Genomic DNA, 25,449 nt, shown 5'->3' with positions numbered 1-25,449 from the left:
AAGCCGAATATCCCTTTAATTCTTATTCTAAAATAAACTACTTCATTAAGTACGATGTCCTTCTAAATTCCGGTTACGGCGAAGTAATTGATCAACCCAGTTACCTATCTTATCAAAAATAGCGGTTATCATAGACGCTCCTTCACCCAAGTGCCAAGATTCGGCATGGGCTAGCCGCACTCCTCCTAATTGATCCTCAATGGAGCGATAATGGTGTTTCATGGCTTCTAAATGGGTATGAAATTCTCTCTCAAATTCCTTGTGACCATCGATAATATTGTGCTCTAGTTGCAGGAATCTCTGATTAAATTCTAGTAATTTTAGCTCTAGATTTTCAATTTTTTCTCTATGAACTGCTCGCTTATCTTGATTACTACCTATATTTAGATTTTGTTCAAGTTGATCGATATCTTGTCCCAATTTTGCTAATTCTCTTCCTGATTCAATTAACCTTTCTTCAATATTCATGGCTCTACCCTCCCGGATAAAATAATTTAAAAAGGTATTTAGAATACATCTATTAATGTACTCCACCTTTCCAGGTAAAGAAAGAGAAATTTTTAACTTTTATGAAAAACTAAAATACATTAAGTCTTAAGCTACTTAATACTTAAATATAAGTATTAAATTTTTATTGCAGAAACGATTGTAATCCTATAAATTAAGAACAAGGGATGCTTATGTTAATAACTAAAAATATAGAAATTAAGGCATCCCTTTATCGATTTTATGATTTAAAGCTAGGTATGATGTTCAAGCTTGCGATCACGGCGAAATAGATGAGTCACCCATTGGCCAATACCGTCAAATATTGCTGTACCAATAGGTAAATTCTCGCCTAAATTCCATGATTCCGCATGAGCTAAATGGACATCTCCTAGCTTATTCTCAAAATGGTGATGACGATGTTTAATCTCTTCTAAGTGGGTATGAAATTCCTTTTCAAATTTCTTGTGTCCGCAAACGATACTACTTTCCAACTGTAAGAATTGATGTTTAAATTCCTTTAATTTTATTTCTAGTTGCTCAATTCTTTCTCCGTGTACGACTCGCTCGTGTCTGTTTTTCCCTATATTAATATTTTGCTCGAGCAGCTCTAAATCCTGCCCTATCCTTGTAAGCTCTCTTCCCGCATCTATTAGTCTCTCTTTAATATTCATTAATTATGCCCTCCTGAAATAATAATTAAATAAAGGCACTTATAAAAGTAGACCAATTTTTTTAAATTAAAAGAAAAATATAATAAAAAAATTAGCGGTTGGAAAAAATATCTAAGTGATGCTTCATATGATCGATAATAAACGTGCTGACAAAATAATAGCCATGATCATAATTTTTATGGTATCTCAAAGTAAGCGGCTGATTTACTACTTTACAAGCGGTTTCTAAACGATCTGGGCATAGTTCTGATAAAAATTCATCATTTAATCCTTGATCAATAAGAGGCTCTGGCATCCGATAACCATCTTCAATTAATGCAGTGGCATCATATCTACGCCAAAGTTGGCGATTTTCTCCCAGATAATGGCTAAATGCTTTTTGCCCCAATGATGAATAAATAGGGGCAGCAAGAGGTGAAAAAGCTGAAACAGAGCAGTATAATTTTGGATGCTTTAAAGCACCATGACCACCTATGGAATGTCCCCAAATTCCTACTTTATTACTATCTACCGGAAATTCTTTAAGTACAAGTGCATAGAGTTCTTGAGTGATATAGCTTTCCATCTTAAAATGTTGAGACCATGGGTTTTGAATAGCATCCAAGTAAAATCCAGCCCCTGCTCCTAAATCCCAGCTATCAGTTTCGCCAATAATTCCTGTTTGTCTCGGGCTGGTATCCGTACTAACCAGTATAATGCCATATTCTGCAGCTAACCGTTGTGCCCCCGCCTTAATCATAAAGGTTTCTTCTGTACTCGTTATACAGGTACTGGACCTTTTTTTGCTTGGGGTGGTATGTAAGCAGAAAATCGCATGGGTAACCCAATCACTTTAGATTGATGCTGATAATAGTATTGAGTACCACCAAAACAAGCATGGGAACTACAAACTTCTAGCATAATATTCCTCCAATACTATTTGATTAATAAACTACCACTGCTCGAATTGATTTACCTGCTTTCATTAAATCAAAGCCTTCATTAATATCCTCTAGTGCTAAGGTATGGGTAATCAAAGAATCGATATTAATCTTTCCTTCCATATACCAATCTACAATTTTAGGTACATCGGTTCGACCTCTTGCACCTCCAAAGGCAGATCCTTCCCATTTTCGCCCAGTAACCAATTGGAATGGACGGGTGCTAATTTCAGCCCCTGCAGGAGCTACGCCAATAATAATACTTCGCCCCCACCCTTTATGCGTGCATTCTAGTGCCTGGCGCATGACTTGAGTATTACCAATACACTCAAAACTATAATCTGCTCCGCCACTGGTGAGTTGAATAATAGTATCTACTACATTTTCAATTTTATTAGGATTAACAAAATCAGTCATCCCAAATTGACGAGCCATCATTTCTCGATTTGGATTAGTATCAATACCAATAATCTTATTAGCCCCTACCATTTTGGCACCTTGAATCACATTCAACCCAATGCCACCTAATCCAAAGACAGCTACATTAGCCCCCGTTTCTACCTGAGCAGTAAAGACCACTGCCCCAATTCCAGTGGTTACTCCGCAGCCGATATAACATACCTTATCAAAAGGAGCATCCTGCCGAATTTTAGCCAAAGCAATTTCTGGGATCACACTATAATTTGAGAAAGTAGAGGTGCCCATATAGTGGAATATAGATTTATCTTTAAAAGAGAATCGAGCAGTGCCATCAGGCATTAATCCTTGCCCCTGAGTCTGGCGAATAGCTTGGCAAAGATTGGTTTTTTTAGATAAACAAAACTTACATTCACGACATTCTGGAGTGTACAAGGGAATGACGTGATCCCCTATTTTGAGGGATTTCACTCCTGCACCCACTTCCACCACTACCCCAGCACCTTCATGACCAAGTATAGAAGGAAAAAGTCCTTCAGGATCGGATCCAGAAAGGGTGTAATAGTCTGTATGGCAAATACCTGTAGCTTTAAGCTCTACTAATACTTCACCCTCCTTAGGACCTGAAAGTTCGATATTTTCAACTACAAGAGGTTTATTTGCCTCCCAAGCAATCGCAGCACGTGTTTTCATGGGTAGTAACTCCTATAAATTTTTCAACAAAGGAATGACTAAGTGTACCTTATAAGGGTTAGGCTTTTAATGGGGGAGAATTTATAGCGTTCGCCTATAAAGGGAAAATTAATTTTCCCTCTCAAATACGGCAACAAGCTTTATATTAGATTTTGGCTGTAACGCTAAAATAGGATGAATCATCTGTGCTTGAGTAAGCCCTTCTCCTTGCCAATGACTAAATTGATAGCCAGATTTAGGAATAGCCTCTAGTTTAAGAGGTAGCTGTTTAAAATACTTACCTTGCCAAGGCAAAGCTAAAACATCTTCCATAAATATGGCAGAATCAGTTGCTGCTATTGGCTTTGTTAATTCATTGTCCTTTAACCCTAACTGAAGCGTATTTACTGTAACTATCCCAGAAGCAGAATCATTGACATCTACTTTAACTTGATAAGTATTATCCAGCTTAAAAAAATCTTGTAGTTGTTCGTACTGAATAGCAGGACGCTGACGAGCAAATCCAATCATAAGATTAATACTATTTTTCCATTCCTCCATACTAGGTGGATATTTCCAGCGTTCAATGTGAAGCAGAATGTCTTTTTCTACTTCTTTTTTCGTATTTTCTATAATTTTTACCATTCGCTCTGGTACGAAAGTGGTATTCATTAAATCGCTAAACCTAGTAATAAATCGTTCTTTAAACTCAGGACTTTTAAGTAAAGTGGAGAACATGAAGGTAAAGGGGTATCGCTCAGAATCGGTAACAGTCGCTCTTTCTAATGATTTATTATTTATTTTCAGAAAAGCGGCATCTAAATCATATATTAGCCAGCGATACCTTCCATCAGAAGTTAGATTATTTTCTACAGCCTTACCTAAATATTTCCAAAAGGCATAGTTATTTTGAGGCCAATCCGTGTTGGCTAAAAAGATCTCGGCAATATAATAATCAATAAAGCTCTCTACATCGATATAGTTTTGAGCAAAATCTAAATTTTGATTTTCTTTTTGCTCAAAGGCTTGGTTAAGTTTATTCCACTCTTCAAAATTTCCTTTTAAAAGCGAAGGGAGATCTTCGTTCGTGGGGACTTCATTATTGGCTTTGTTGAATAATATCTCTATTTTTTTTCGATGGGCTAAATGATAGAAGTGACTAACATAGCGATTATCTTTGGCATCTCTGATATTTCTAATCCCATAATATTCTCCATTCAAGAAGATATTACGATAGCCATAGGAATGTTGGGTACCAAAAGATAATCCTTCTGTGATTCTTTGGGCTGCGGTATCAGTAACAAAATTGCTCGATCTGATAATTCCATGAGGTATCCCATCATGTCTAAAATTTAACCGTAACCCGGTTAACCTCTCTCCATTAGGGACAAAACCTTTTAACGATTGGTTTTCCTCTAAGTAGACCCTAAAGCTCTTATATGAATCCATTCGAGAACCATTACCATGGATTTTTAATTCTACATTTAAACTAGGGGATAATTGATTTTGGTTAAGCTGCTCCATAGCAGCATTTTTTCTTGTAGCGACTTTATCTTTTCTATGCCAATTAGCCGGTGTACTACTTGCCCGAGAAGGTTTAAGTTGCTCTGGTTCAGTGGCTAACCACTCATCATAATCACGACCTACAACAAATATCCCTTCATCGTAGCCAAATAAATCTTTCTCTGGCACAGTCAAAGCGATAATAGGCAAGTGAAACTCTTCTTGACTGCCAATAAAAAAAGTATGGGTAATCATCGGGCTTTTTACTCCAGCCTCATTGACAGCAATAGCACGTACTGGAGTACCTTTAATTATTCTGTTTGTATTATTTGAGCCCTGATTTTTTTGAGGAAAATAATCTGGTTTTTCATCAAAGGTAGTAGAAATTTGAGAAATTCTATCAGGCTCATTTGTTCTATCTTTGATAAGAATGGGTTGGCTATATTGATAGGTTTTATAACGATGGTATAGAAAGTTATCTTTAGGTTTATTAGGTGGTTGCTCATAGTTATTTTTATAGCGATAGGTACTACCCTTTAAGTTGTTGGGATCAGGCTCTGATCCATCTAGGGTGTAATAAATGGTGATGTTGTTATCTGGATGGCTTAGGGTAAGGGTAAAGTCTTCTTTGTAAAATCCTGAAGGTTGAGAAAAGATAACTTCGTTAGGGGTTGTTGGGTTTTTCTCTAGGCTGGCTTGTGCAGTTGTGTCTGCTTTTAGAGATGCTATGTTAAACAGGCTATATATACTTATCAGTAATAGCGCTTGTATTCTAGAGTTCATAATACAGTGGGGTAATTTTGTGAATTAGTTTCTAATGCTAGCTAGATAGTGACTATACAGATCGATCCCCTAAAGATTACTGGTTTCGCTCTCTACTATTATTTACTGTACATAGTTCACTTTTTCAAACATGGCAACAAGCTTTATATTAGATTTTGGCTGTAACGCTAAAATAGGATTAATTGCTTGTTCTTGAGTAAATCCCTCTCCTTGCCAATGACTAAATTGATAGCCAAGTTTAGGAATAGCCTCTAGTTTAAGGGGTAATTCTTTAAAATACCTACCCTGCCAAGGAAAAGCCAGTACTTGCTCCATTAATATAGCAGCACTACTTGCTGCCACTGGCTTTGTTAATTCATTATCCTTTAATCCTAACTGAAGCGTATTGACTTTTACTGTCCCTGCAGCTTGATCATTTATAGCTACCTTAAGCTGATAAGTATCGTCTAGCTTGAAAAAATCCTGTAGCTGTTGATATTGAATAGCTGGACGCTCTCGAGCAAAATTAACCATAATGTTAATATTATCTTGCCAAGCTTCTATGCTAATAGGAGATTTCCAGCGTTTAATGTGAAGTAGGACATCTTTTTCTACTTCTTGTTTCATATTTTCAATCACCCTAACCATTCGATCAGGAACAAACGTGGTATTCATTAAATCGCTAAATCGAGTAATAAATCGCTCTTTAAACTCAGGATTTTTAAGTAACGTAGAAAATATAAAGGTAAATAGATATTGCCGATCATTAATATCAGTAGTCTTTTCTAAAGAATTAGTATTACTTTCTCTGAAAGTAGCATCTAAATCATAAATAAGCCAACGATACCTACCATCTGCGATAGGGTTATTCTCACGATTCTTCCCTGAGTATTTCCAAAAAGCATAATTATTATCTAGCCAGTCTCTATTAGCCAGATAAATTTCAGCGATATAGTAATCAATAAAGCTGTTGATATCGATATATTTTTGGGCAAAGTTTATATTTTGATTTTCTTTTTGTTCAAAGGCTTGGTTAATTTTCCTCCATTCTTGAAAACTTCCTTTTAGAATAGGGAGATGATATTCATTATTAGGAATTTCATTATTGGATCTATTAAAGAGTAATTCTATTTTTTTTCTATGATTCAAGTGGTAAAAATGGTGAATATAGCGAGTATCTTTTACATCTTGGATATTTCTAATGCCATAATATTCTCCATTTAAGAAGATATTCCGATAGCCGTAGGAGTTTTGGGTACCAAAGGATAATCCTGCTATGATTCTTTGAGCTGCAGTATCTGTGATAAAAGTAATAAAATTATTTGTTTTACGTTTTCCTACCTTAAAATTAAAACGTAATTCTTTTAAAGAACTACCATTGGGGACAAAGTGTGCTAAGGATTGATATCTACCTAAATAGATCCTAAAGCTCTTGTCTCGATTCATTCGAGATCCATTTCCATGAATACTTATTTTTACATCTAAATTCGGTGATTCTTGGTTTAAATTAAGCTGCTCCATAGCAGCATTTTTTCTTGTAGCGACTTTATCTTTTCTATGCCAATTAGCCGGTGTACTACTTGCCCGAGAAGGTTTAAGTTGCTCTGGTTCAGTGGCTAACCACTCATCATAATCACGACCTACAACAAATATCCCTTCATCGTAGCCAAATAAATCTTTCTCTGGCACAGTCAAAGCGATAATAGGCAAGTGAAACTCTTCTTGACTGCCAATAAAAAAAGTATGGGTAATCATCGGGCTTTTTACTCCAGCCTCATTGACAGCAATAGCACGTACTGGAGTACCTTTAATTATTCTGTTTGTATTATTTGAGCCCTGATTTTTTTGAGGAAAATAATCTGGTTTTTCATCAAAGGTAGTAGAAATTTGAGAAATTCTATCAGGCTCATTTGTTCTATCTTTGATAAGAATGGGTTGGCTATATTGATAGGTTTTATAACGATGGTATAGAAAGTTATCTTTAGGTTTATTAGGTGGTTGCTCATAGTTATTTTTATAGCGATAGGTACTACCCTTTAAGTTGTTGGGATCAGGCTCTGATCCATCTAGGGTGTAATAAATGGTGATGTTGTTATCTGGATGGCTTAGGGTAAGGGTAAAGTCTTCTTTGTAAAATCCTGAAGGTTGAGAAAAGATAACTTCGTTAGGGGTTGTTGGGTTTTTCTCTAGGCTGGCTTGTGCAGTTGTGTCTGCTTTTAGAGATGCTATGTTAAACAGGCTATATATACTTATCAGTAATAGCGCTTGTATTCTAGAGTTCATGAAGGGGGCTTTACGGATAGAGATATATGTTTAAAACTATCCATAGGTTTATGAAACGCTCGGCGAATAGTTGGGGTAAATTGAGTGTTTTTATGAGTTAATTTAAGCAAACTTACACCTATGCTATATTTTGAGCATTTACTTACAGGGCGATAATGATTGTGTTGTAACCAACGATCTACGCTACTGCGTCCTGTAGTAGATTTTACTTCAATAATATACCGATTGAAGGGTAGGTTATCCTTTTGTTGTTCAAAGGTAAAAAGAAGCTGATGATCTACCGTAATTCGCTCAACACTCTCTTTTGCAACTAGGGTTAAGCGTAGATAACTATTTTGAATACTTGGAATAAAATCATTAGCTAATGTGTAAGCATAATGTTGGTATATTTTTTCACTAAGAAACCTGAACAATGCTTCAGGTAATCTCTTTGTTTGATAAGTTTCTATATCGATAGGTAGTCGATATTTATAAGTAATACTTCGAGCTTCCCTAATTTTTACCTCGAAGAAAAATAAATTACTTTCTAGGTAATAGCGAAAACGCACCTTAAAACGTTTACGTCGATCTTTATTGTGATCGTAAAAAGTACGTAAATTTGGGCTATCCCAATAAATATTATGATAGGTAAAATCTCTAATCTTATTGATTTCTAATATGCAAAAATCATTTTGCATCGCCTCTAGAAAAATAATAAGCGTATTTGTGTCTAAAACATACTTGTTATTAGCACGCTGCATTAATTCAGCACGATCTTTTAGCTCAGCTAAGCTAATTCCTGTAAAGCCTTGAAGAGTATTTTTAAACTCCATAGCTTATGAAATTTTGTAGCTAATTTCTATTTTTACAACTTCAGTCACATAATTTATAGAAAGGACTTTTGCAGAAATTACTTCTACATTAAGTCGTTGCGATAATTCTTTATATAAGAGTTCAGATTCAGCCAGAATATTTTGCGGGATAGAATCTAAAGTAACGTTGATCTGTCCGGTATAACGGAATATCTTAGGGTGGTCTACTAAATAGACTAATCCTAATACAATAGTTAGTATTGTAATTACAAAGCTAAAGCTAGCCCCCCCTATTGAGGTAATAACCGCAATAGAGATACCACCGAAAAAGTAAGCAATACTGGATTTATCTATTGCCTCAGATCGTAAATTAAATAAGGCGAGAATCGCAAATAAACCAAAACCTGCCGCAATACTAAAATCTACATTAGATAAGATAGAAAGAACACCAAAAGTGAAAGTATTAAATAAAGCTGCAGCCAGGGTAATTTCTTTATTTTTGTACCGTGGCCAAAACATACCAAACAGTAAAATAGCTACTGCTAGGGTATTTATAGTGAAACTGATTAAAAGTTTAATAAATTCAGCTTCTAACATAATATTTTTTTCATTAAATTTATATAAAATTAAGTAAGAGGGAGAGAATCTATTCTACTCTACTAATTCCTAATATTATAATAAATAGAGGGACTCAAAGTGCTTATATATAAAAAATTACTGGTTTTGCTCTCTACTATTATTTGTTTAAATATAAATAGAATATAATCAATTCACTTTCTCGAACACGGCGACAAGTTTTATATTAGATTGTGGCAGTAACTCTAAAATAGAATTGATTATTTGCTCTTGACTAAGCCCCTCTCCCTGCCAATAGCTAAATTGATAGCCAAGTTTAGGAATAGCCTCTAGTTTGAGCGGTAAATCCTGAAAATATTTACCTTGCCAAGGAAATGCCAAAACATCTTCCATCAGAGTAGGTAAATGACTAGCTGCTACTGGTTTTGTTAATTCATTATCTTTTAACCCTAAGTGAAGTGTATTAATTTTTATCGATCCAAACCCTGGATCATTTACATCTACCTTAAGCTGATAAATACTACTTAGTTTGAAAAAATCTTGTAGCTGCTGGTATTGAATAGCTGGACGTTCTCGAGCAAAATTAACCATATTTGATACATCACTTTTCCAGTCGTTTATATTACGAGATTTCCAGCGCTTAATGTGAAGTGGGACATCTTTTTCTACTTCTTGTTTCGTATTTTCAATAATCTTAACCATTCGCTCAGGGACAAAGGTAGTATTCATTAAATCGCTAAACCGAGTAATAAATTGTTCTTTGAATTCTAAGTTATTTAGCAGAGAACGAAATATAGAAGTAAATAAGTATTGTTGGGTGCGAATATCAATAGCCTTTTCTAGATAATTAGTATTAATATCTTTGAAAGTCTTTGAGTAGCATCTAAATCATAAATAAGCCAACGATACCTACCATCTGAGGTAGAGCTGTTTTGATTATACTTTCCTAAGTATTTCCAAAAAGCATAATTATTATCTGGCCAGTCTTTATTAGCTAGAAAAATTTCAGCAACATAATAATCAATAAAGCTGTTGATATCGATATATTTTTGAGCAAAATCTATATTTTGATTCTCTTTTTGATTAAAGGCTTGGTTAAGGTCTTTCCATTCTTGGAAGTCCCCTTTTAAAATAGGAGGTAAATCCTTATTAGTTGGAGTTTCATTATCGGCTTTATTAAAGAGCAATTGTATTTTTTTCTTATGCGGCAGATGGTAGAAATAGCGAATATAGCGAGTATCTTTTACATCTCGTATATTTCTAACGCCATAGTACTCTCCATTTAAAAAGATATTTCGATAACCATAAGAGCTTTGGGTACCAAAAGATAATCCTTCTACTATCCTTTGTGCTGCAGCGTCAAGAATAAAGTTATTGCTTACTCTAAAATTAAAATTTAGTCCTTTTAAATCTTCCCCATTAGGGGTGAAACCCACCAAGGATTGATTTTTCTTTAAATAAATTCTAAAACTTTTATCAAATGCACTACGGGAACTATTCCCCTGTAGTTTTAATTGTGTGTCTAAAGAAAGTGATATTTGATCTAGATTAAGTGGCTCTAAAGTTGCGGGCTTTCTATTGGTAGATTTACCTTCTCTACGCCAGTTAGCTGGTGTACTATCAGATCTAGAGGGTTTTAATCTTTCAGGATTAGAGCTTAGCCATTCATCATAATCTTTACCTGCGACAAATATTCCCTCGTCGTAATCAAATAAATCCTTCTCTGGAACAGTTAAAGCAATAATAGGTAGATGAAATTCTTCTCGGTTACCAATAAAGAAAGTATGGGTAGTAATCGGGCTTTTTATTCCAAATTCATTAACCGCAATTGCCCTGAATGGTGTACCTTTATAGCCATGCTTTTTTAAAGTAATTAAGGGTAAAGGAATCGTTTCTTTATGGGTTATTATATTTATTTTTTCAACAATTCTATTGACTTCATATACCCCCCAAGGCTGAGGAAAATAAAAGGGCCATTTATCTGTTGTGGTAGAAATTTGAGAAATTCTATCAGGCTCATTTGTTCTATCTTTGATAAGAATGGGTTGGCTATATTGATAGGTTTTATAACGATGGTATAGAAAGTTATCTTTAGGTTTATTAGGTGGTTGCTCATAGTTATTTTTATAGCGATAGGTACTACCCTTTAAGTTGTTGGGATCAGGCTCTGATCCATCTAGGGTGTAATAAATGGTGATGTTGTTATCTGGATGGCTTAGGGTAAGGGTAAAGTCTTCTTTGTAAAATCCTGAAGGTTGAGAAAAGATAACTTCGTTAGGGGTTGTTGGGTTTTTCTCTAGGCTGGCTTGTGCAGTTGTGTCTGCTTTTAGAGATGCTATGTTAAACAGGCTATATATACTTATCAGTAATAGTGCTTGTATTCTAGAGTTCATAATACAGTGGGGTAATTTTGTGAATTAGAGTCTAACGATTAATGGAGATAGAGCTCTATTATGAGTCCGATATTATAGCCCTAATAAATTTAAAAATTTAGCTTTAAAAGGTAATTAAATCAATTCACTTTCTCGAACACGGCGACAAGTTTTATATTAGATTGTGGCAGTAACTCTAAAATAGAATTGATTATTTGCTCTTGACTAAGCCCCTCTCCCTGCCAATAGCTAAATTGATAGCCAAGTTTAGGAATAGCCTCTAGTTTGAGCGGTAAATCCTGAAAATATTTACCTTGCCAAGGAAATGCCAAAACATCTTCCATCAGAGTAGGTAAATGACTAGCTGCTACTGGTTTTGTTAATTCATTATCTTTTAACCCTAAGTGAAGTGTATTAATTTTTATCGATCCAAACCCTGGATCATTTACATCTACCTTAAGCTGATAAATACTACTTAGTTTGAAAAAATCTTGTAGCTGCTGGTATTGAATAGCTGGACGTTCTCGAGCAAAATTAACCATATTTGATACATCACTTTTCCAGTCGTTTATATTACGAGATTTCCAGCGCTTAATGTGAAGTGGGACATCTTTTTCTACTTCTTGTTTCGTATTTTCAATAATCTTAACCATTCGCTCAGGGACAAAGGTAGTATTCATTAAATCGCTAAACCGAGTAATAAATTGTTCTTTGAATTCTAAGTTATTTAGCAGAGAACGAAATATAGAAGTAAATAAGTATTGTTGGGTGCGAATATCAATAGCCTTTTCTAGATAATTAGTATTAATATCTTTGAAAGTAGCATCTAAATCATAAATAAGCCAACGATACCTACCATCTGAGGTAGAGCTGTTTTGATTATACTTTCCTAAGTATTTCCAAAAAGCATAATTATTATCTGGCCAGTCTTTATTAGCTAGAAAAATTTCAGCAACATAATAATCAATAAAGCTGTTGATATCGATATATTTTTGAGCAAAATCTATATTTTGATTCTCTTTTTGATTAAAGGCTTGGTTAAGGTCTTTCCATTCTTGGAAGTCCCCTTTTAAAATAGGAGGAAGCCTTTTAGTAGTAGAAATTTCATTATTAAATTTATTAAAGAGCAATTGTATTTTTTTCTTATGCGGCAGATGGTAGAAATAGCGAATATAGCGGGTATCTTTTACATCTCGTATATTTCTAACGCCATAGTACTCTCCATTTAAAAAGATATTTCGATAACCATAAGAGCTTTGGGTACCAAAAGATAATCCTTCTACTATCCTTTGTGCCGTAGTATCGGAAATAAAAACAATTCCAGTACTATTAGTACTCTCTCTTCCATCAATTATAAAATTAAAACGTAGTCCTTTTAAATCTTCCCCATTAGGGGTGAAACCCACTAAGGATTGATTTTTCTTTAAATAAATTCTAAAGTTTTTGTCTGTATTTACACGAGAACTGTTGCCATGAATCTTTATCTCTATATTTAAGTTTGGGTATGATTGATTTGAATCAATCTGCTCTAGAGTAGCTTTTATACGTTTACCTTTTCGGCGCCAATTTGCTGGAGCTTTAATATCAGTAATCATCCAATTTGGATCGGTAATAAGCCACTCATCATAATCTTTACCTGCGACAAATATTCCCTCATCGTAATCAAACAAATTTTTTTCTGGTGCGGTGAGTGCGATAATGGGTGAATGAAAAATATTTTTATCCCAGATAAAAAAGGTATGAGTAACTATAGGACTCTTTATCCCTTCTTGACTTACTGCAATAGCTCTAACTGAGGTACCTTTATTACTGTAGTTTTTTGTAGTAATCAGCGGAATAAATGTTTTTGTACCTATAGGGGTTATTTCACCAGTAGTAATTTTGTGAAATTTACGAATTACTCTATTAGGAAAATAATTTATTCTATTAATGACTTTATTAACCTCATACACTCCCCAAGGTTGGGGAAAATAAAAAGGCCATTTATCTGTTGTGGTAGAAATTTGAGAAATTCTATCAGGCTCATTTGTTCTATCTTTGATAAGAATGGGTTGGCTATATTGATAGGTTTTATAACGATGGTATAGAAAGTTATCTTTAGGTTTATTAGGTGGTTGCTCGTAGTTATTTTTATACCGATAGGTACTACCCTTTAAGTTATTGGGATCAGGCTCTGATCCATCTAAGGTGTAATAGATGATTACATTGTTATCTGGATGGCTTAGGGTGAGTGTAAAGTCTTTTTTGTAAAATCCTGAAGGTTGAGAAAAGATAACTTCATGTAGTTCAGTATGCTTAGTCTCTTGTAGGGTTGCAGATGCGTTTACATTTGTTGTATTGAATATAATACTGATGCTTACTATGATTAATAGTAAAGTTTTTATTCTGAAACTCATAGGAGTGGCTTTGAAAATTCTGGTGTATTTTTAGCGAGATTAGCTAATTCATTACAGAGAAGATGTTATTCTCAACGAGTTAACTAGTATGGTCACTGGTAGTTTGAAGAGTAATGCCCATTTTACAGGGTGACACTGAAATCAATAAGGCTCTTCTTGCTATGTATTATAAAGAATTTTTATCTATGATCTAATCTTATACTCTATAGAGATAGAGTCTATTTCATTATTCTATGAATATCCATTTTTTTTCAAGAATTTCCTTAGCAGAATATATAGTTGAGAAATCCTTTAATACTACTAGTTATTAACTTCTATCATTTTTAGGGAAACTACTTTATACGTAAAATTCTACTGCAACAATGATAAGTTAAGTACTGGTAAAGATTGATTTCTCATGATAGATTTTTGGTTAAGATAAGAAATTTATAATAAATTAGCTATAGAAGTCCAATAATAACTATTCAATAGGTTCTTTTTTCATTAAATTATAAGTACTGTATTTCTGAATTTAAGCCCTATTTTTCTATCCTACAACTCAATAATAAGTTGAGTATCTATTACCACATTGGGAACTCATATAATCTTCAATAACATAACAATTGATAGATCAAGTAATATAATATGAAATTTACGGTTAAAAGGTTTAAAGATTGGAAAAATAAGGCAATTACTCTGCTCGGTATGTCCGGGGTAGGGAAAACTTATCTTGCCTCTATGCTCTATAAGCATAATTGGTTTCATTATTCTGGGGATTACCGGATTGGTGCCCGCTATTTAGATGAGTCTATTCTTGATAATATCAAGCAACAAATGATACATATCCCTTTTTTAAGGGATTTACTTCGGTCAGACTCCATTCATATTCGTAATAACATTACCGTAGATAACTTAAGTCCCGTATCTAGTTTTTTAGGAAAATTAGGTAATCCAGAGCTAGGGGGATTAGGATTAAAAGAATTTAAACGCCGGCAAGAATTACACCGGCAAGCAGAAATTGCTGCGATGAAAGATGTGCCTGAGTTTATCCATAAATCTCGCAGTATTTATGGTTACCAGCATTTTATAAATGATGCGGGGGGAAGTATTTCAGAACTAAATGATGCTAGCGTTTTGACTACTCTAGCACAGCATACTTTAATTTTGTATATTAAAACTACTGAAAAAAATGAGCAAGCCCTCATTAAACGTGCTGAAGAATATCCTAAACCTCTCTATTTTAGAGACGATTTTCTAGATGAGCAGCTTGCTCAATATAGTCAAGAAAAAGAGCTCCCATATGTGGCTTTAATAGATCCTGATGAATTTGCTCGTTGGGTCTTTCCTCGCTTATTTTATGCCAGACTCCCACGTTATCAAGCCGTTGCAGATAGTATTGGCTATACTATTACTACAAATGAGCTCGCAGAAGTCAATGATGAAAGAAGTTTTTTACAGTTACTAGAAACCGCAATCGCAAGACAAGCTTAATAATAAACGACCTATGCCTTTAGTTGCTAACTCTGATTTACCCACTTTTGAGCGATTGAGACAAGAGGGGGAAACGATTATTCCCAAGGAAGTAGCTATCCGCCAAGATATTCGTGGTATGCACATTGGATTGTTAAATATGATGCCAGATGCAGCTCTTGCAGCAACTGAGCGACAATTTTTTCGCCTTATTGGAGAGAGTAATCAAATTGCCCAATTTTATCTACATCCTTTTACTCTACCAGAAATTAACCGTAGCCAAGAGGCAACCGAATATATTAAAAAGTACTACCAACCCTTTGAGCAACTTCAAGAAGAAGGATTAGATGCGTTAATCATTACAGGTGCTAATGTTACCCAACCCCAACTTTCTCTTGAACCATTTTGGGAGCCTTTAATTAAGATTATTAATTGGGCTTATGATAATGTCACCTCTACCTTATGTTCCTGTCTTGCAACCCATGCAGTGCTAGAGTTTCGTTATCATCAACCACGTCAAAGACTGCCGGTTAAACGTTGGGGTGTTTTCTCTCATCAGGTTGTGGATCGAAACCACCCTTTAGTTCGGGGGGCAAATACTCGCTTTGATGTGCCCCACTCCCGATTCAATGATATTAGTATGGATCAATTTAAAAAGGCAGGTATTCATATCCTAGCAGAAAGCGAAAAGGGAGGAGTCCATCTGGCAGTTAGCGAAGATCTATTTCGCATTGTATTTTTTCAAGGCCATCCAGAATACGACAGCATTAGTCTGCTAAAAGAATATAAACGTGAAGTATTACGCTTTGTCCATAGACAACGAGAAGATTACCCTCCTTTCCCTAAAAATTATTTTTGCTTAAAAAGCCAAGCAATTTTAGAAGAATATAAAGATCAAATTATCATAGCTAGAGATAATGGTTCATCTATCCCTGATTTTCCCGAATCATTAGTTGTAAACTCTTTAGATAATACATGGCATGACACAGCAGAAACTGTATTAAATAATTGGATTGGTAATGTCTATCAGGTTACTCATCACGATCGCTGCATTCCTTTCAAAGAGGGAGTAAATCCTCATGATCCTTTAGGGTTACGTTGTCGAAATACTGCTATTTCATAGGCAAGCTTGTAGGACTCCATTGTTTTGTTAAAGCAATTGCTTCATCGATTTGTTTTTTTGTCATTTCTTTAGCAATGGAATCTCTAAATTCAGTTGCTTCTTTATTTCCTTGCTCTGCTGCAAGGCTAAGCCAAAAATAAGCCTGTACATTATTTTGGGCAACTCCATAGCCATCGCTATAGAATTCTCCTAGTTTAATTTGAGCCTGTGCTAAACCATGATTGGCTGCTTCTTGATACCACTTAATAGCTTCTTTCAGATCTTCTTCAGCACCATAGCCATTTTCATAGAAATAACCAAGATTGAATTGAGCCTCATAATCTCCATCTTTAGCTGCTTTTTTAAACCAATTGATTGCTATCTCATAATTTTGCGGCACCCCACTTCCTTGGTAGTACATGACTCCTAAATTGAATTTACCATCCATTCCGATTTGTTGAACAAATTTATCAAACCATTGTTCAGCTTTTTTAGTATCTAAGGGTAATCCATGTCCATTAGCATACATTAACCCCATATAATATTGAGCATTTTTATTACCCTTTTCCGCAAGAGGTTTGAGTTCTTTAAGAGCTGTATTGTAATCTTGGCTCTTATAGGCTTTTCTACCCAAATCAAGATGGGCTGAAATTTGCGGATCTTCTTTTTTCTCAATAGGGCTAAGATCTTTAAACTCATAAGTAGGTTCTTGTTCATCAGCTTGAGCAAATGAGAATAGGCTTAGAAATAATATTAAAAATATTATCTTCTGGTGGGTGGAAAATTTTATTGCTTGATACATTAAGCGTGAAATCTCCTGCATGAATTTTTTTAGTATAAAAAAGTAAATTTTTTGCACTTTATGTATAGATTAATTAAACCAAATTAAGTACATTTATCATCCTTGATTTTTTTTAACTCTTCAATTAAATAACCTAGAATTTAAAAATCAATTATATAAAGGGTATAAAAATGAGTATAGATGATAAAGCACTCTGGTATGGATATCTTAATTCTGGAGAGAAAAGTACACCTATTGTTTTAGATTATGAGCTACATACAGGCAGTGATGAAACGATTTATTTATTTAATTTTAAAAAAGGAGCAATTTTAGAATATCGCCGAACTATTGTTGAAGAAAAAATGGAAGAGTTAGATGAAAATGAGGCAGATCTTACTAAAGAGCTAAAGAAAAGCTATTTGGCTGCTAAAGAAAGCTTTAGCCTGCCTAAAATCATTAAAAATATCCAATCGATAGATAAAGGAAAAAATAACTCTGAAGATGAAGATTTAAATGAAATAGATAATTTTTTAAATATAGATGACGAAGAATTCCTTAGAGAAGAAGATTAGGTCAGGAGTTTTAGGACCACCAAACATAAATGCGTATAAATCCCATGTGTTCACATGGGATATACAAAGTTACGCTTGAAATCTATGTTTAATGCCAGATATTAGCATAACCTAAAGCTGATGCTATAAGATAAGCTATACTTGCAAGTGCCATACTTGCCCCTGAAATAACTGCCCAGAAGACCCGCTTTTTAATTCCTAAAATACAAATACCAACACCCACTATTAAAGAGTAAATGGCGGTGACCATCATGATACCTTCATCGGCTCCAGTATCTTGAATACCTACTACATCTTCTGGAGAAGTTTCTCTATAGCGCATTTATTTCCCTCTTTTTTTAAAAAGCATTATTTAGAAAACATAACTAAATATTACACCTTATGCAAGAAAGTAAAAAATAAACTTAAATCTTTAAGAAAGATTTAAACACTTTTAGGCAATTTGTACAGAGATTTATAGCTACCTAAAATACTTAACTGTTAAAATTTCTATACAAACTATTTTTTTCCATAATAATAATTACGGTTTGAGAAATTATCTTTTGCTGTATTAGTATTCTGGATCTTAAATCCTACCAGTTTCTTCTCAAGAAGATTAATATCTAGCTGTGTATTTAAAAACTATTGATCTAAATGAATTTAGAAACCCTAAATAATTACCTAAAGAGAATAAGCTGGCAATACTCAAATCCTACACCAGATTTAGCTACTTTAATTCTGCTGCAAAAACAGCATACCCATCATATTTCTTTTGAAAACCTAAATCCTTTTTTAGGAATCCCAGTAAAATTAGATACTTATTCGCTTCAAAGAAAATTTTTACAAGATCATCGAGGGGGTTACTGTTTCGAGCATAGCCTATTTTTTAAACAAATATTAGAAGCTATAGGCTTTAGAGTAAAAGGGGCGATAGGAAGAGTTTGGAGAAATAATGCAATAGAGGAATCACCTCAAAATCCTAGAACCCATATGATTTTGATAGTAGATATCGATAATACCCTGTTTCATGTAGATGTGGGATTTGGTGGGCTAGTCCCAACGCAACCTTTATTACTGAAATCAAATAGTGTTCAGAAGACTACCCACGAAGATTATAAATTTATCCAAGATAAAGATGAATTCACACTGCTTGCGTTAGTAGAAAACCAGTGGCGTGTTTTATACACATTTAATTTAACACCCCAATATTTTCCTGATTTTGAGATGACAAATTGGTTCACAGCTACCCATCCAAAATCCCTATTTATCAATCATCTTATTGTGGTAAAACGATGTAATAATGGTCACTATGCACTAAAAGATAACAGACTGACTACTTATAACTTCAATAAAGATCCAGAAAGAAAATACTTTGTTTCATCCACAGAAATTAAGGAAGTATTGCAGGATATATTTGCTCTTCCACTTTACAATTTACCGGGGTTAGATGAAAAATTGACCCAAATTATTCATCAAGAGCATCACAAACTGTAGAAAATTGTAATATACTTTAAAGATAATAGTTATTACTTATAATTTATAGTTATTAATACATATTTACTTTTAAGAGTGCTTCAGTGAATACATTAAAGACAGTCTTATTTTCCCTTATCGCTATTATAGCTATCTTATTTTTAAGCTATCAATGGCCGAGAAATGCTATATTTACCGTGGTTAATACTGAAGTAAAACGTACAAATAACAAAGATCAATATCGAATTACTGCGATTAAACAAGCTAATAATAAACAGATGGTTTTTCGGAATGAAGATTCTTTATCTCATTTAAAATTTAATAGTGCAGATATTCAAGGACTAGCTGCTTATGCAGCTCAGGAAAAAACTCCAGTAAAAATACGTTACTATGGCTGGCGATCTAATCTATTTTCTTGGTTTTGGAATGTAACAAAAGTAAAAATTATAAAAGAGAAAGATTAATTTTTAGGAGCAAAAGCCGGTTTTTTTGCAGACCAAAAATTAATTAAGGAAAACCAATACCCCAAAGTTTCCGTTTTTTCAAATCCAGCCTGATTTAGATAATTAGGGATTTCTCCTTTAATATTCGTTGCAATATTAGGAATTATAAGATAAGGCCACAGTACCAACCACCACAAGGAGTATTTAGGCTTTCCAATATCTGCCCCTAAAAATCGTCCATCTGGTCTAAGCACTCGATATATTTCCTGTAACCCTTTTAATTTTAGATCAGTAGGTAAGTGGTGGAACATCAAGCTAGAAAGTACTAGATCAAAAGAGCGATCTGGAAAAGGAAGATTTTCAATAACCTCTAATTTAAATTTAGCAGTACTTTGAAGTTGCAGGGATTTTTTTTGAGCTAAAGAAATCATTTGTGGCGATGGATCAATGCCAATAATTTCACCCGTATCCCCTATTTTCTCAGCAGCTAGTCGAGTAAGTACCCCTGTACCACAGCCTATATCTAACACCTTCATTCCAGCGTTAAGCTGAACATAATTTAAGGTAACTTGACGAAAACTGCTACTTAGTCCTACTAAAGTACATTCAAAATCATAGATATGAGCCTGCCACTTTAATACAGATCCTTTAGTTTTAGGTATCAAATCAGATTTTTCCATTAAAGTTCCTAAATTTTCTCTAAGCTAGTTAATAACCGTTGCCAAATCTTTTTTGTAGTACGTCCATATCCAAGCCGGCTAGAGATCTGAAAAATGAGCGTGCCAAAACGATCATATAAGCTAATGACTGCCCTTTCGTTGTTTCCCTTAAATTTACGAATAATCCATATACTTATTTCTTTTAAAGATCGAATACGGAGAGAAAAACAAGTATCCAAAATAATAATACCGTTTCTAGTTGCTGAATAATATTGAACCTTGCCTTGGTAGGCTTGTATTCCTCCTTGATTATAAGTATGAAATACAACAGGGAGTTTTGATTCTTGCAGTAACCCTAGCATAAATTGTAAATGGACTATAGAAATAGGTATTGCATAATCTGTACCTGCAGATTCTAGCCCTTTAAGCTGGTTTACGCCAAAGTAATGGAAAATTTTGGGTAAATCTTGAAGATCCTGCATTGTTTGCCAACATTGATGTAGTTGGTCTAAGTTTACTTGATTACAATCAGCATAAACTTTACTAGGTAAAGGGGAAATAGATTGGCGAGGAGTTTGATCGGAGCTATGATAATGAGATATTAAGTTTTTATAAGTATATTGATTACTCTTGGAAGTAAGGTATGTTTTATAGACTTCTACCCCATCCCGATCAAAAAATTGTAAGCTCTGAGAAAATTTTCCGTAACTATCCCAATCTTGAACAGCAAATCCATGACGCCAATGATTTAATAGTAGGCATAAACAGGTACTGTTCCCTTGAACGTTTCCTTGATTGCCTAGTAGTGTAGCTTGTTCGTATTGATCAATCTGTCCCTGAATAGCATATGGATTACTCATAACTACTCTTATTTTTCCCAGCTTGGGTAACTCTTGAATTAAATCTTTTAGTCCACTTAGTCGGGTTACTGTACCTCCACATTTTTTAGCTAAAACTTCTACCTCACTTATATTTTTTTGATGCGTAGCACTTTTAAATGTATCTTCTTTTTGTCTTGAAGAGTAAGAAGGGGCGGTCAGAGTAAGCATTTTAAGATAACCTCTTAGTGGTAATTTTATTTCCTTTAAATGATAATGATAATCATTTAATATAAAAAGTCAACTACTAATGGCTCACCCAATAGATAATTAACTAAATCGATCTAGACGCAAGCGATCTCTCGAATCTGTGAGCCAATAAGCTCCCCCAATCACCGCACTCATTGATCCAAAGCCTGTACTACCCGTGATGAAAAACATAATTAATATTTGATATTTTACCGCTTCAGTTGGGTAAACCCCCGCTAATATTTGACCCGTCATCATCCCAGGAAACCACACTAAGCCAGTAGCTGCCATAGCATTAATAGTAGGCATCAACGCACTTTGCAGTGCATTACGGATAATAGGAAGTACAGCTATCCAATAAGTTGCTCCTAAGGCCAGTTGATTCTCAATAGAGATTTTATCTTTGATTAATCCAGAAAAAAGATTATGTAGCCCAAGACTAATTCCAGTCATTGTATTACCTAAGACCATGCCTAGCAGTGGTAATAGGTAGCGTGGATCATACCAAGGATCTGGATGTATGTTTGTAGCTAAGAAAGTGAGTGTTATTAGGCTAGTGGCTAATAATATACTCCCTGCTCCTAAACCATAAAGTCTCCATCCTACCAAACGATGGGTTTGCCGTACTAATATTTCCCAGCCAGCAAAAGCCATCATAATGATGATAATAAAACTTATCCATACTGGAGAATTTAAAGTAAATAGCTTTTTTAGCACAAGGCTAATTATTGCTAGCTGTAGCACCATGCGAAAGCTAGCAATAATTAGAGATCTTTCAAGTTTTAATCCTAAAAAAAAAGATAAACCCCCATTTAGCAATATGAGTATTGAAGCAATTGCTAAATCAAAGTAGCTAGGGGTAATAGAGTTCAAATATTTTCCTCTCGAGTACTACCTTTTTCTAGCCATAAACATCGTTTTGAAATTCGGCAAGCTTGAGCAGGGTTATGAGTCACCCAAAGAATGCTCATACCTGTATCAAGACAGGACATGAGCGTATGTTCTACGGCATAGACACTCTCTGGATCAAGCCCTGAAGTAGGTTCATCTAATAGGAGCACCCGTGGATTTAAAACTAGTGCTCGAATTAAAGCCAGCCGCTGACGTTCACCCGTAGATAGGGATTGTATTGTACGTGCGTAAATAGTCTCCGGTAAATTTAATATCCTTACCCAAGGAAGTGCTGCCTCCCAAGATGAAAAATGCTCAACAACACAGACATTCCACCAACCTAACTCAGGTGATAAATAAATAACTTGTTTTCGCCATTGGTACGCTGGAATAGTCTCTCTCCACTGGTTATCTAGCATTACCCTACCTTCATTTGGATCAAGATCAGCAATAGCTCTTAAGAGTACACTTTTTCCCGACCCTGATGCACCTTGTATGCTAAGACATTCGCTAGAATCAAGTTTAAATGAGCTTGAGGATAATAACCCCGGTCGGCATAGATCATATACGGCAAGCATTAGAATGGTACTTAAGTACTTTTACGCCAATAAGTAATTATTCCGCTTGAGATAAGCCCTAGGGTAATTAGACCTAGAATTGAAATGACCCAAGATCTACCTATTTTTAAAAATTCCCAAGTATGAAACGAGTATAGTGAATAGATCCAGCGGGAAGTGGGTAAAATAACCTTAATAGGCTTGTCTCCATGTAAATAAACTTTCCCATGGTCTTGGAAGCGTAGCTCTACCCAAGTGTGCTTACCTTTAGGGAAATAAATTCGATCTAGGCGTACATCTTTAGAGTAAATCTCTTGCCCTTTTTCAATAGCTTGTACTATTTTAAGAGGTTGATTTATCGCTACTGTACCAATTGAGGGTAGAGGATCTAATCGCTGGCTCAAGGGTTTTTCAAAATTGAGTAACGCACCTAAAATAGCCATAATTCCAATTACTCCACCTAAGGTTAGACCTACTCCTCGATGTAGGCTCCGTAATTTTATTTTCCAAGACTTCCTACGCCAATGATACCCACGGGTAGGGTTACGCCACCAAAGCACAAAACCCATTAACCATAAAAATAATAGAAAAAATCCGCTAGCACTTACAATTATTTTCCCTATTAGCCCAAATGGTTTTCCATGATGTAAAGAATGAATAAAACTAAGCCAGTCTTGATGATTTGCTGGCTGGGATGCAAAAATAAAGCCTGTCGCTGGGTTAATAAAAACTACTTGGTTTTCTCCATCCGCATTTTTAGCTTTTGCAACTACTGCATGCCACAAATTTGAAGAAAGACTAAGTTCGGTAAATTGATACCGAGGGTAATGCTCGTGAATTTTCTCCACTAATGTTTTTGGAGATAAGGAGTGAGTCGCAGGACTATCTAATTTATAGGGAGCAGAAGCATAGCGTAATTGTTGGTAAAAACCTAATAAAATACCCGTTCCTACAATAATGAAAAGAAATAAACTACATAGAATACCTAAGTAACCATGAGCCTTTAAAAGGGTTTTTGTAACTCTCTGGTTGCTGGTTACTCTTGATTGGAGTTGTTTAGAAGCTTGATGGGAAAGTATGATCTCATCGTTTTGAGGTAAGTCATAAGTCGTTTGATAAGTTACTTTTTCCATTGCTTAATAAATCTCCTCTATTTCTATAATTAAGATTAATAATGAGAATCTTTATTATCAGTATAGAAGATAATTATTTTCTGCAATAGCTAGAAATCCATTCATCTATTTTGCTATTTTGGTCCTATTGTTCTATCTTTATTCAGATAATTACAAAATTTCTATTGGATTTTATGGTCCCCAAAAGCCCTATTTTTTTAATATTAGCAATAGGAATATTTGCTCAACTAATTGCTCATCCCCTATACGCTTTACAGGAAGGGTTATCAGAGAGTATCACCATTACCCAGCTTGTAGAGTTAGTGCTTTCTCATAATCCAGGAATCAAGGCACAACAAGCAGCAGTGACCGCAGCAAATTATCGTATTATTCCTTCTGGCAATTTAGACGACCCAACATTAAGTTACTATACAGCACCTGCCACCCTAGGTAATCATCAAAGATTTAGCCAGAAAATTGAGTTTAGCCAATCCCTTCCTTGGCCAGGTAAATTAGCACTTCGCAAACAGGTTGCAGAGGAACAAGCTCAGGAAGCTATTACAGATGAAAATGTCCTACGCTTACAAATGGCAACCGCAGCTAAAACTCTATATGCTGAATGGTTCTATGTACACAAAGCACTTGGTATTAATAAAAAACATCAAAAATTGTTTAAAACTCTACAGCAGGTCAATGAATATCAATATAGAGCAGGGAAATCAGAACAAAAAGATTTTTTACAAGCACAGATGGCTCAAGCTCGACTTAAAGTAAAAGCAGCTACCCTACAACGCAAATTACGGGAAACTCAAGCTCGGATTAATGTGTTATTAAACCGTCCAGTAGAAACCTCTATCCCATCACCCACTGATCTTCATGGTTTAAGTGAATTAACCATACTAAATCAACTTCAACAATCGTCTTTCCGTGAACAGCATCCTGAAATTTTACGAATTTATGCACAGATTACCAGAATAGAGGCACAAAAAGGATTAGCTGAAAAAGATTTTTATCCAGATTTTCAGGCGATAGCCGGCTATAATAATTTTTGGGCAGAACCTAGCCAACGATGGAGTGTCGGTTTAGGAGTTAATCTTCCTATTAATTATGGTAATAAAAGAGGTGCTGCTTTAGATGCAGCTCAAGCTGATCTTAATCGAGCAAGGTGGCAACTTACTGATGAGAAAGAACGCTTACTTGGTCAGCTAGAAATTAGCCAAGCTGCTACAGAAGAGGCTCAGCAAGTTATTCAACTCTATACCAATCAGCTTCTTCCCCTTACTGAAAGTAATCTTAAAACAGCCCAAGCCAATTATCGTACTGGTGCAGGGTTATTCTCAACAGTGGTTGATGCGGAAAACGAACAACTACGTACTGCTGATGAATTAGCCCGAGCAGATGCAGATTATATACGTAGTTTAGCGAATCTGGAGTATTGGTTAGGCGTACCCTTACCTATACTGATAGAGACAAACACAGTAGCAACCGCTAAAGACTAGCTAGCAATATTTT

The 25,449-nt window shown here is 34.9% G+C and carries 25 protein-coding genes; 6 read left to right on the top strand and 19 right to left on the bottom strand.

The features are described 5' to 3' along the window. Positions 1–45 precede the first annotated feature (45 nt). From OOL07_RS03220 to OOL07_RS03165, 12 genes are all read right to left on the bottom strand, one after another. On the bottom strand, positions 46–468 hold the full coding sequence (locus OOL07_RS03220; protein ID WP_264694986.1) for a hypothetical protein: 423 nt from the start codon (positions 466–468) through the stop codon (positions 46–48). A gap of 272 nt (positions 469–740) precedes the next feature. Then, positions 741–1,160 carry a hypothetical protein gene (locus OOL07_RS03215; RefSeq protein ID WP_264694985.1) on the bottom strand — a complete coding sequence of 140 codons (420 nt, stop codon included), beginning with the start codon at positions 1,158–1,160 and terminating at the stop codon, positions 741–743. 91 nt (positions 1,161–1,251) lie between these two features. Further along, on the bottom strand, positions 1,252–1,923 hold the full coding sequence (gene fghA, locus OOL07_RS03210) for an S-formylglutathione hydrolase (protein ID WP_264696315.1): 672 nt from the start codon (positions 1,921–1,923) through the stop codon (positions 1,252–1,254). Then, entirely contained in the window at positions 1,920–2,060 is a 141-nt protein-coding gene (locus OOL07_RS03205; protein ID WP_264694984.1) for a hypothetical protein, read from the bottom strand. The genes fghA and OOL07_RS03205 overlap by 4 nt, the downstream gene beginning before the upstream one ends. A gap of 23 nt (positions 2,061–2,083) precedes the next feature. Then, a complete protein-coding gene (locus OOL07_RS03200; RefSeq protein WP_264694983.1) occupies positions 2,084–3,190 on the bottom strand; it encodes an S-(hydroxymethyl)glutathione dehydrogenase/class III alcohol dehydrogenase in 1,107 nt (368 codons plus the stop codon). Positions 3,191–3,298: 108 nt separating this feature from the next. Then, positions 3,299–5,455: a CotH kinase family protein gene (locus OOL07_RS03195; protein ID WP_264694982.1), complete on the bottom strand. Its 2,157-nt coding sequence runs from the start codon at positions 5,453–5,455 to the stop codon at positions 3,299–3,301. Positions 5,456–5,557: 102 nt separating this feature from the next. Then, positions 5,558–7,717, bottom strand: coding sequence for a CotH kinase family protein (locus OOL07_RS03190; protein ID WP_264694981.1), 2,160 nt, complete (start codon positions 7,715–7,717; stop codon positions 5,558–5,560). After that, the gene (locus tag OOL07_RS03185) at positions 7,714–8,529 is read right to left on the bottom strand and encodes a VTC domain-containing protein (protein WP_264694980.1); all 816 of its coding nucleotides are present in this window, start codon (positions 8,527–8,529) and stop codon (positions 7,714–7,716) included. The genes OOL07_RS03190 and OOL07_RS03185 overlap by 4 nt, the downstream gene beginning before the upstream one ends. A gap of 3 nt (positions 8,530–8,532) precedes the next feature. Beyond that, complete coding sequence (locus OOL07_RS03180; protein WP_264694979.1) at positions 8,533–9,105, bottom strand: DUF4956 domain-containing protein; 573 nt, start codon at positions 9,103–9,105, stop codon at positions 8,533–8,535. A 168-nt stretch (positions 9,106–9,273) separates the two neighbouring features. Then, on the bottom strand, positions 9,274–9,909 hold the full coding sequence (locus tag OOL07_RS03175) for a CotH kinase family protein (protein WP_264696314.1): 636 nt from the start codon (positions 9,907–9,909) through the stop codon (positions 9,274–9,276). A gap of 14 nt (positions 9,910–9,923) precedes the next feature. Further along, the gene (locus OOL07_RS03170; RefSeq protein WP_264694978.1) at positions 9,924–11,477 is read right to left on the bottom strand and encodes a CotH kinase family protein; all 1,554 of its coding nucleotides are present in this window, start codon (positions 11,475–11,477) and stop codon (positions 9,924–9,926) included. Positions 11,478–11,596: 119 nt separating this feature from the next. Beyond that, entirely contained in the window at positions 11,597–13,852 is a 2,256-nt protein-coding gene (locus OOL07_RS03165) for a CotH kinase family protein (protein WP_264694977.1), read from the bottom strand. Positions 13,853–14,476: 624 nt separating this feature from the next. Here OOL07_RS03165 and OOL07_RS03160 point away from each other — a divergent pair. Next, entirely contained in the window at positions 14,477–15,322 is an 846-nt protein-coding gene (locus OOL07_RS03160) for an ATPase (RefSeq protein WP_264694976.1), read from the top strand. A gap of 13 nt (positions 15,323–15,335) precedes the next feature. Further along, positions 15,336–16,424, top strand: coding sequence for a homoserine O-succinyltransferase MetA (gene metA, locus OOL07_RS03155; protein ID WP_264694975.1), 1,089 nt, complete (start codon positions 15,336–15,338; stop codon positions 16,422–16,424). On the opposite strand, the gene OOL07_RS03150 is transcribed toward metA, so the two are convergent. Then, positions 16,414–17,205 carry a tetratricopeptide repeat protein gene (locus OOL07_RS03150; protein WP_264694974.1) on the bottom strand — a complete coding sequence of 264 codons (792 nt, stop codon included), beginning with the start codon at positions 17,203–17,205 and terminating at the stop codon, positions 16,414–16,416. The two genes, metA and OOL07_RS03150, sit on opposite strands and share 11 nt — an antisense overlap. Before the next feature lie 170 nt (positions 17,206–17,375). Here OOL07_RS03150 and OOL07_RS03145 point away from each other — a divergent pair, with 170 nt between their 5' ends. Next, positions 17,376–17,756: a hypothetical protein gene (locus tag OOL07_RS03145; protein ID WP_264694973.1), complete on the top strand. Its 381-nt coding sequence runs from the start codon at positions 17,376–17,378 to the stop codon at positions 17,754–17,756. Positions 17,757–17,844: 88 nt separating this feature from the next. Here OOL07_RS03145 and OOL07_RS03140 read toward each other — a convergent pair whose 3' ends face one another. Continuing rightward, positions 17,845–18,078, bottom strand: coding sequence for a hypothetical protein (locus OOL07_RS03140; RefSeq protein WP_264694972.1), 234 nt, complete (start codon positions 18,076–18,078; stop codon positions 17,845–17,847). Between the two features lie 311 nt (positions 18,079–18,389). Between OOL07_RS03140 and OOL07_RS03135 the strand changes: the two genes are divergently transcribed. Together OOL07_RS03135 and OOL07_RS03130 are read left to right on the top strand one after the other, a co-directional pair. After that, entirely contained in the window at positions 18,390–19,229 is an 840-nt protein-coding gene (locus OOL07_RS03135; RefSeq protein WP_264694971.1) for an arylamine N-acetyltransferase family protein, read from the top strand. 83 nt (positions 19,230–19,312) lie between these two features. After that, complete coding sequence (locus tag OOL07_RS03130; protein ID WP_264694970.1) at positions 19,313–19,672, top strand: DUF1523 family protein; 360 nt, start codon at positions 19,313–19,315, stop codon at positions 19,670–19,672. Here the strand turns inward: OOL07_RS03130 and OOL07_RS03125 are convergent. The 5 genes from OOL07_RS03125 to OOL07_RS03105 all read right to left on the bottom strand — a co-directional run bounded on the left by OOL07_RS03125 (position 19,669) and on the right by OOL07_RS03105 (position 23,958). Then, positions 19,669–20,331 (bottom strand): class I SAM-dependent methyltransferase, encoded by a 663-nt coding sequence (locus tag OOL07_RS03125; RefSeq protein WP_264694969.1) that lies wholly within the window; start codon positions 20,329–20,331, stop codon positions 19,669–19,671. The two genes, OOL07_RS03130 and OOL07_RS03125, sit on opposite strands and share 4 nt — an antisense overlap. Before the next feature lie 8 nt (positions 20,332–20,339). Then, complete coding sequence (locus tag OOL07_RS03120) at positions 20,340–21,359, bottom strand: ChuX/HutX family heme-like substrate-binding protein (RefSeq protein ID WP_264694968.1); 1,020 nt, start codon at positions 21,357–21,359, stop codon at positions 20,340–20,342. A 99-nt stretch (positions 21,360–21,458) separates the two neighbouring features. Continuing rightward, a complete protein-coding gene (locus tag OOL07_RS03115; RefSeq protein WP_264694967.1) occupies positions 21,459–22,250 on the bottom strand; it encodes an ABC transporter permease in 792 nt (263 codons plus the stop codon). Next, positions 22,247–22,846, bottom strand: coding sequence for an ABC transporter ATP-binding protein (locus tag OOL07_RS03110; RefSeq protein ID WP_264694966.1), 600 nt, complete (start codon positions 22,844–22,846; stop codon positions 22,247–22,249). The genes OOL07_RS03115 and OOL07_RS03110 overlap by 4 nt, the downstream gene beginning before the upstream one ends. Positions 22,847–22,857: 11 nt before the next feature. Next, positions 22,858–23,958: a PepSY-associated TM helix domain-containing protein gene (locus tag OOL07_RS03105; protein ID WP_264694965.1), complete on the bottom strand. Its 1,101-nt coding sequence runs from the start codon at positions 23,956–23,958 to the stop codon at positions 22,858–22,860. Positions 23,959–24,131: 173 nt separating this feature from the next. Between OOL07_RS03105 and OOL07_RS03100 the strand changes: the two genes are divergently transcribed. Further along, positions 24,132–25,436: a TolC family protein gene (locus OOL07_RS03100; RefSeq protein WP_264694964.1), complete on the top strand. Its 1,305-nt coding sequence runs from the start codon at positions 24,132–24,134 to the stop codon at positions 25,434–25,436. Positions 25,437–25,449: the final 13 nt, after the last annotated feature.

Source organism: Candidatus Nitrosacidococcus sp. I8, from assembly GCF_945836005.1.
Lineage (GTDB): Bacteria > Pseudomonadota > Gammaproteobacteria > Nitrosococcales > Nitrosococcaceae > Nitrosacidococcus.
The sequence above is the reverse complement of the archived record's forward strand: the minus strand, read 5'-3'. Positions and strand labels throughout refer to the sequence as shown.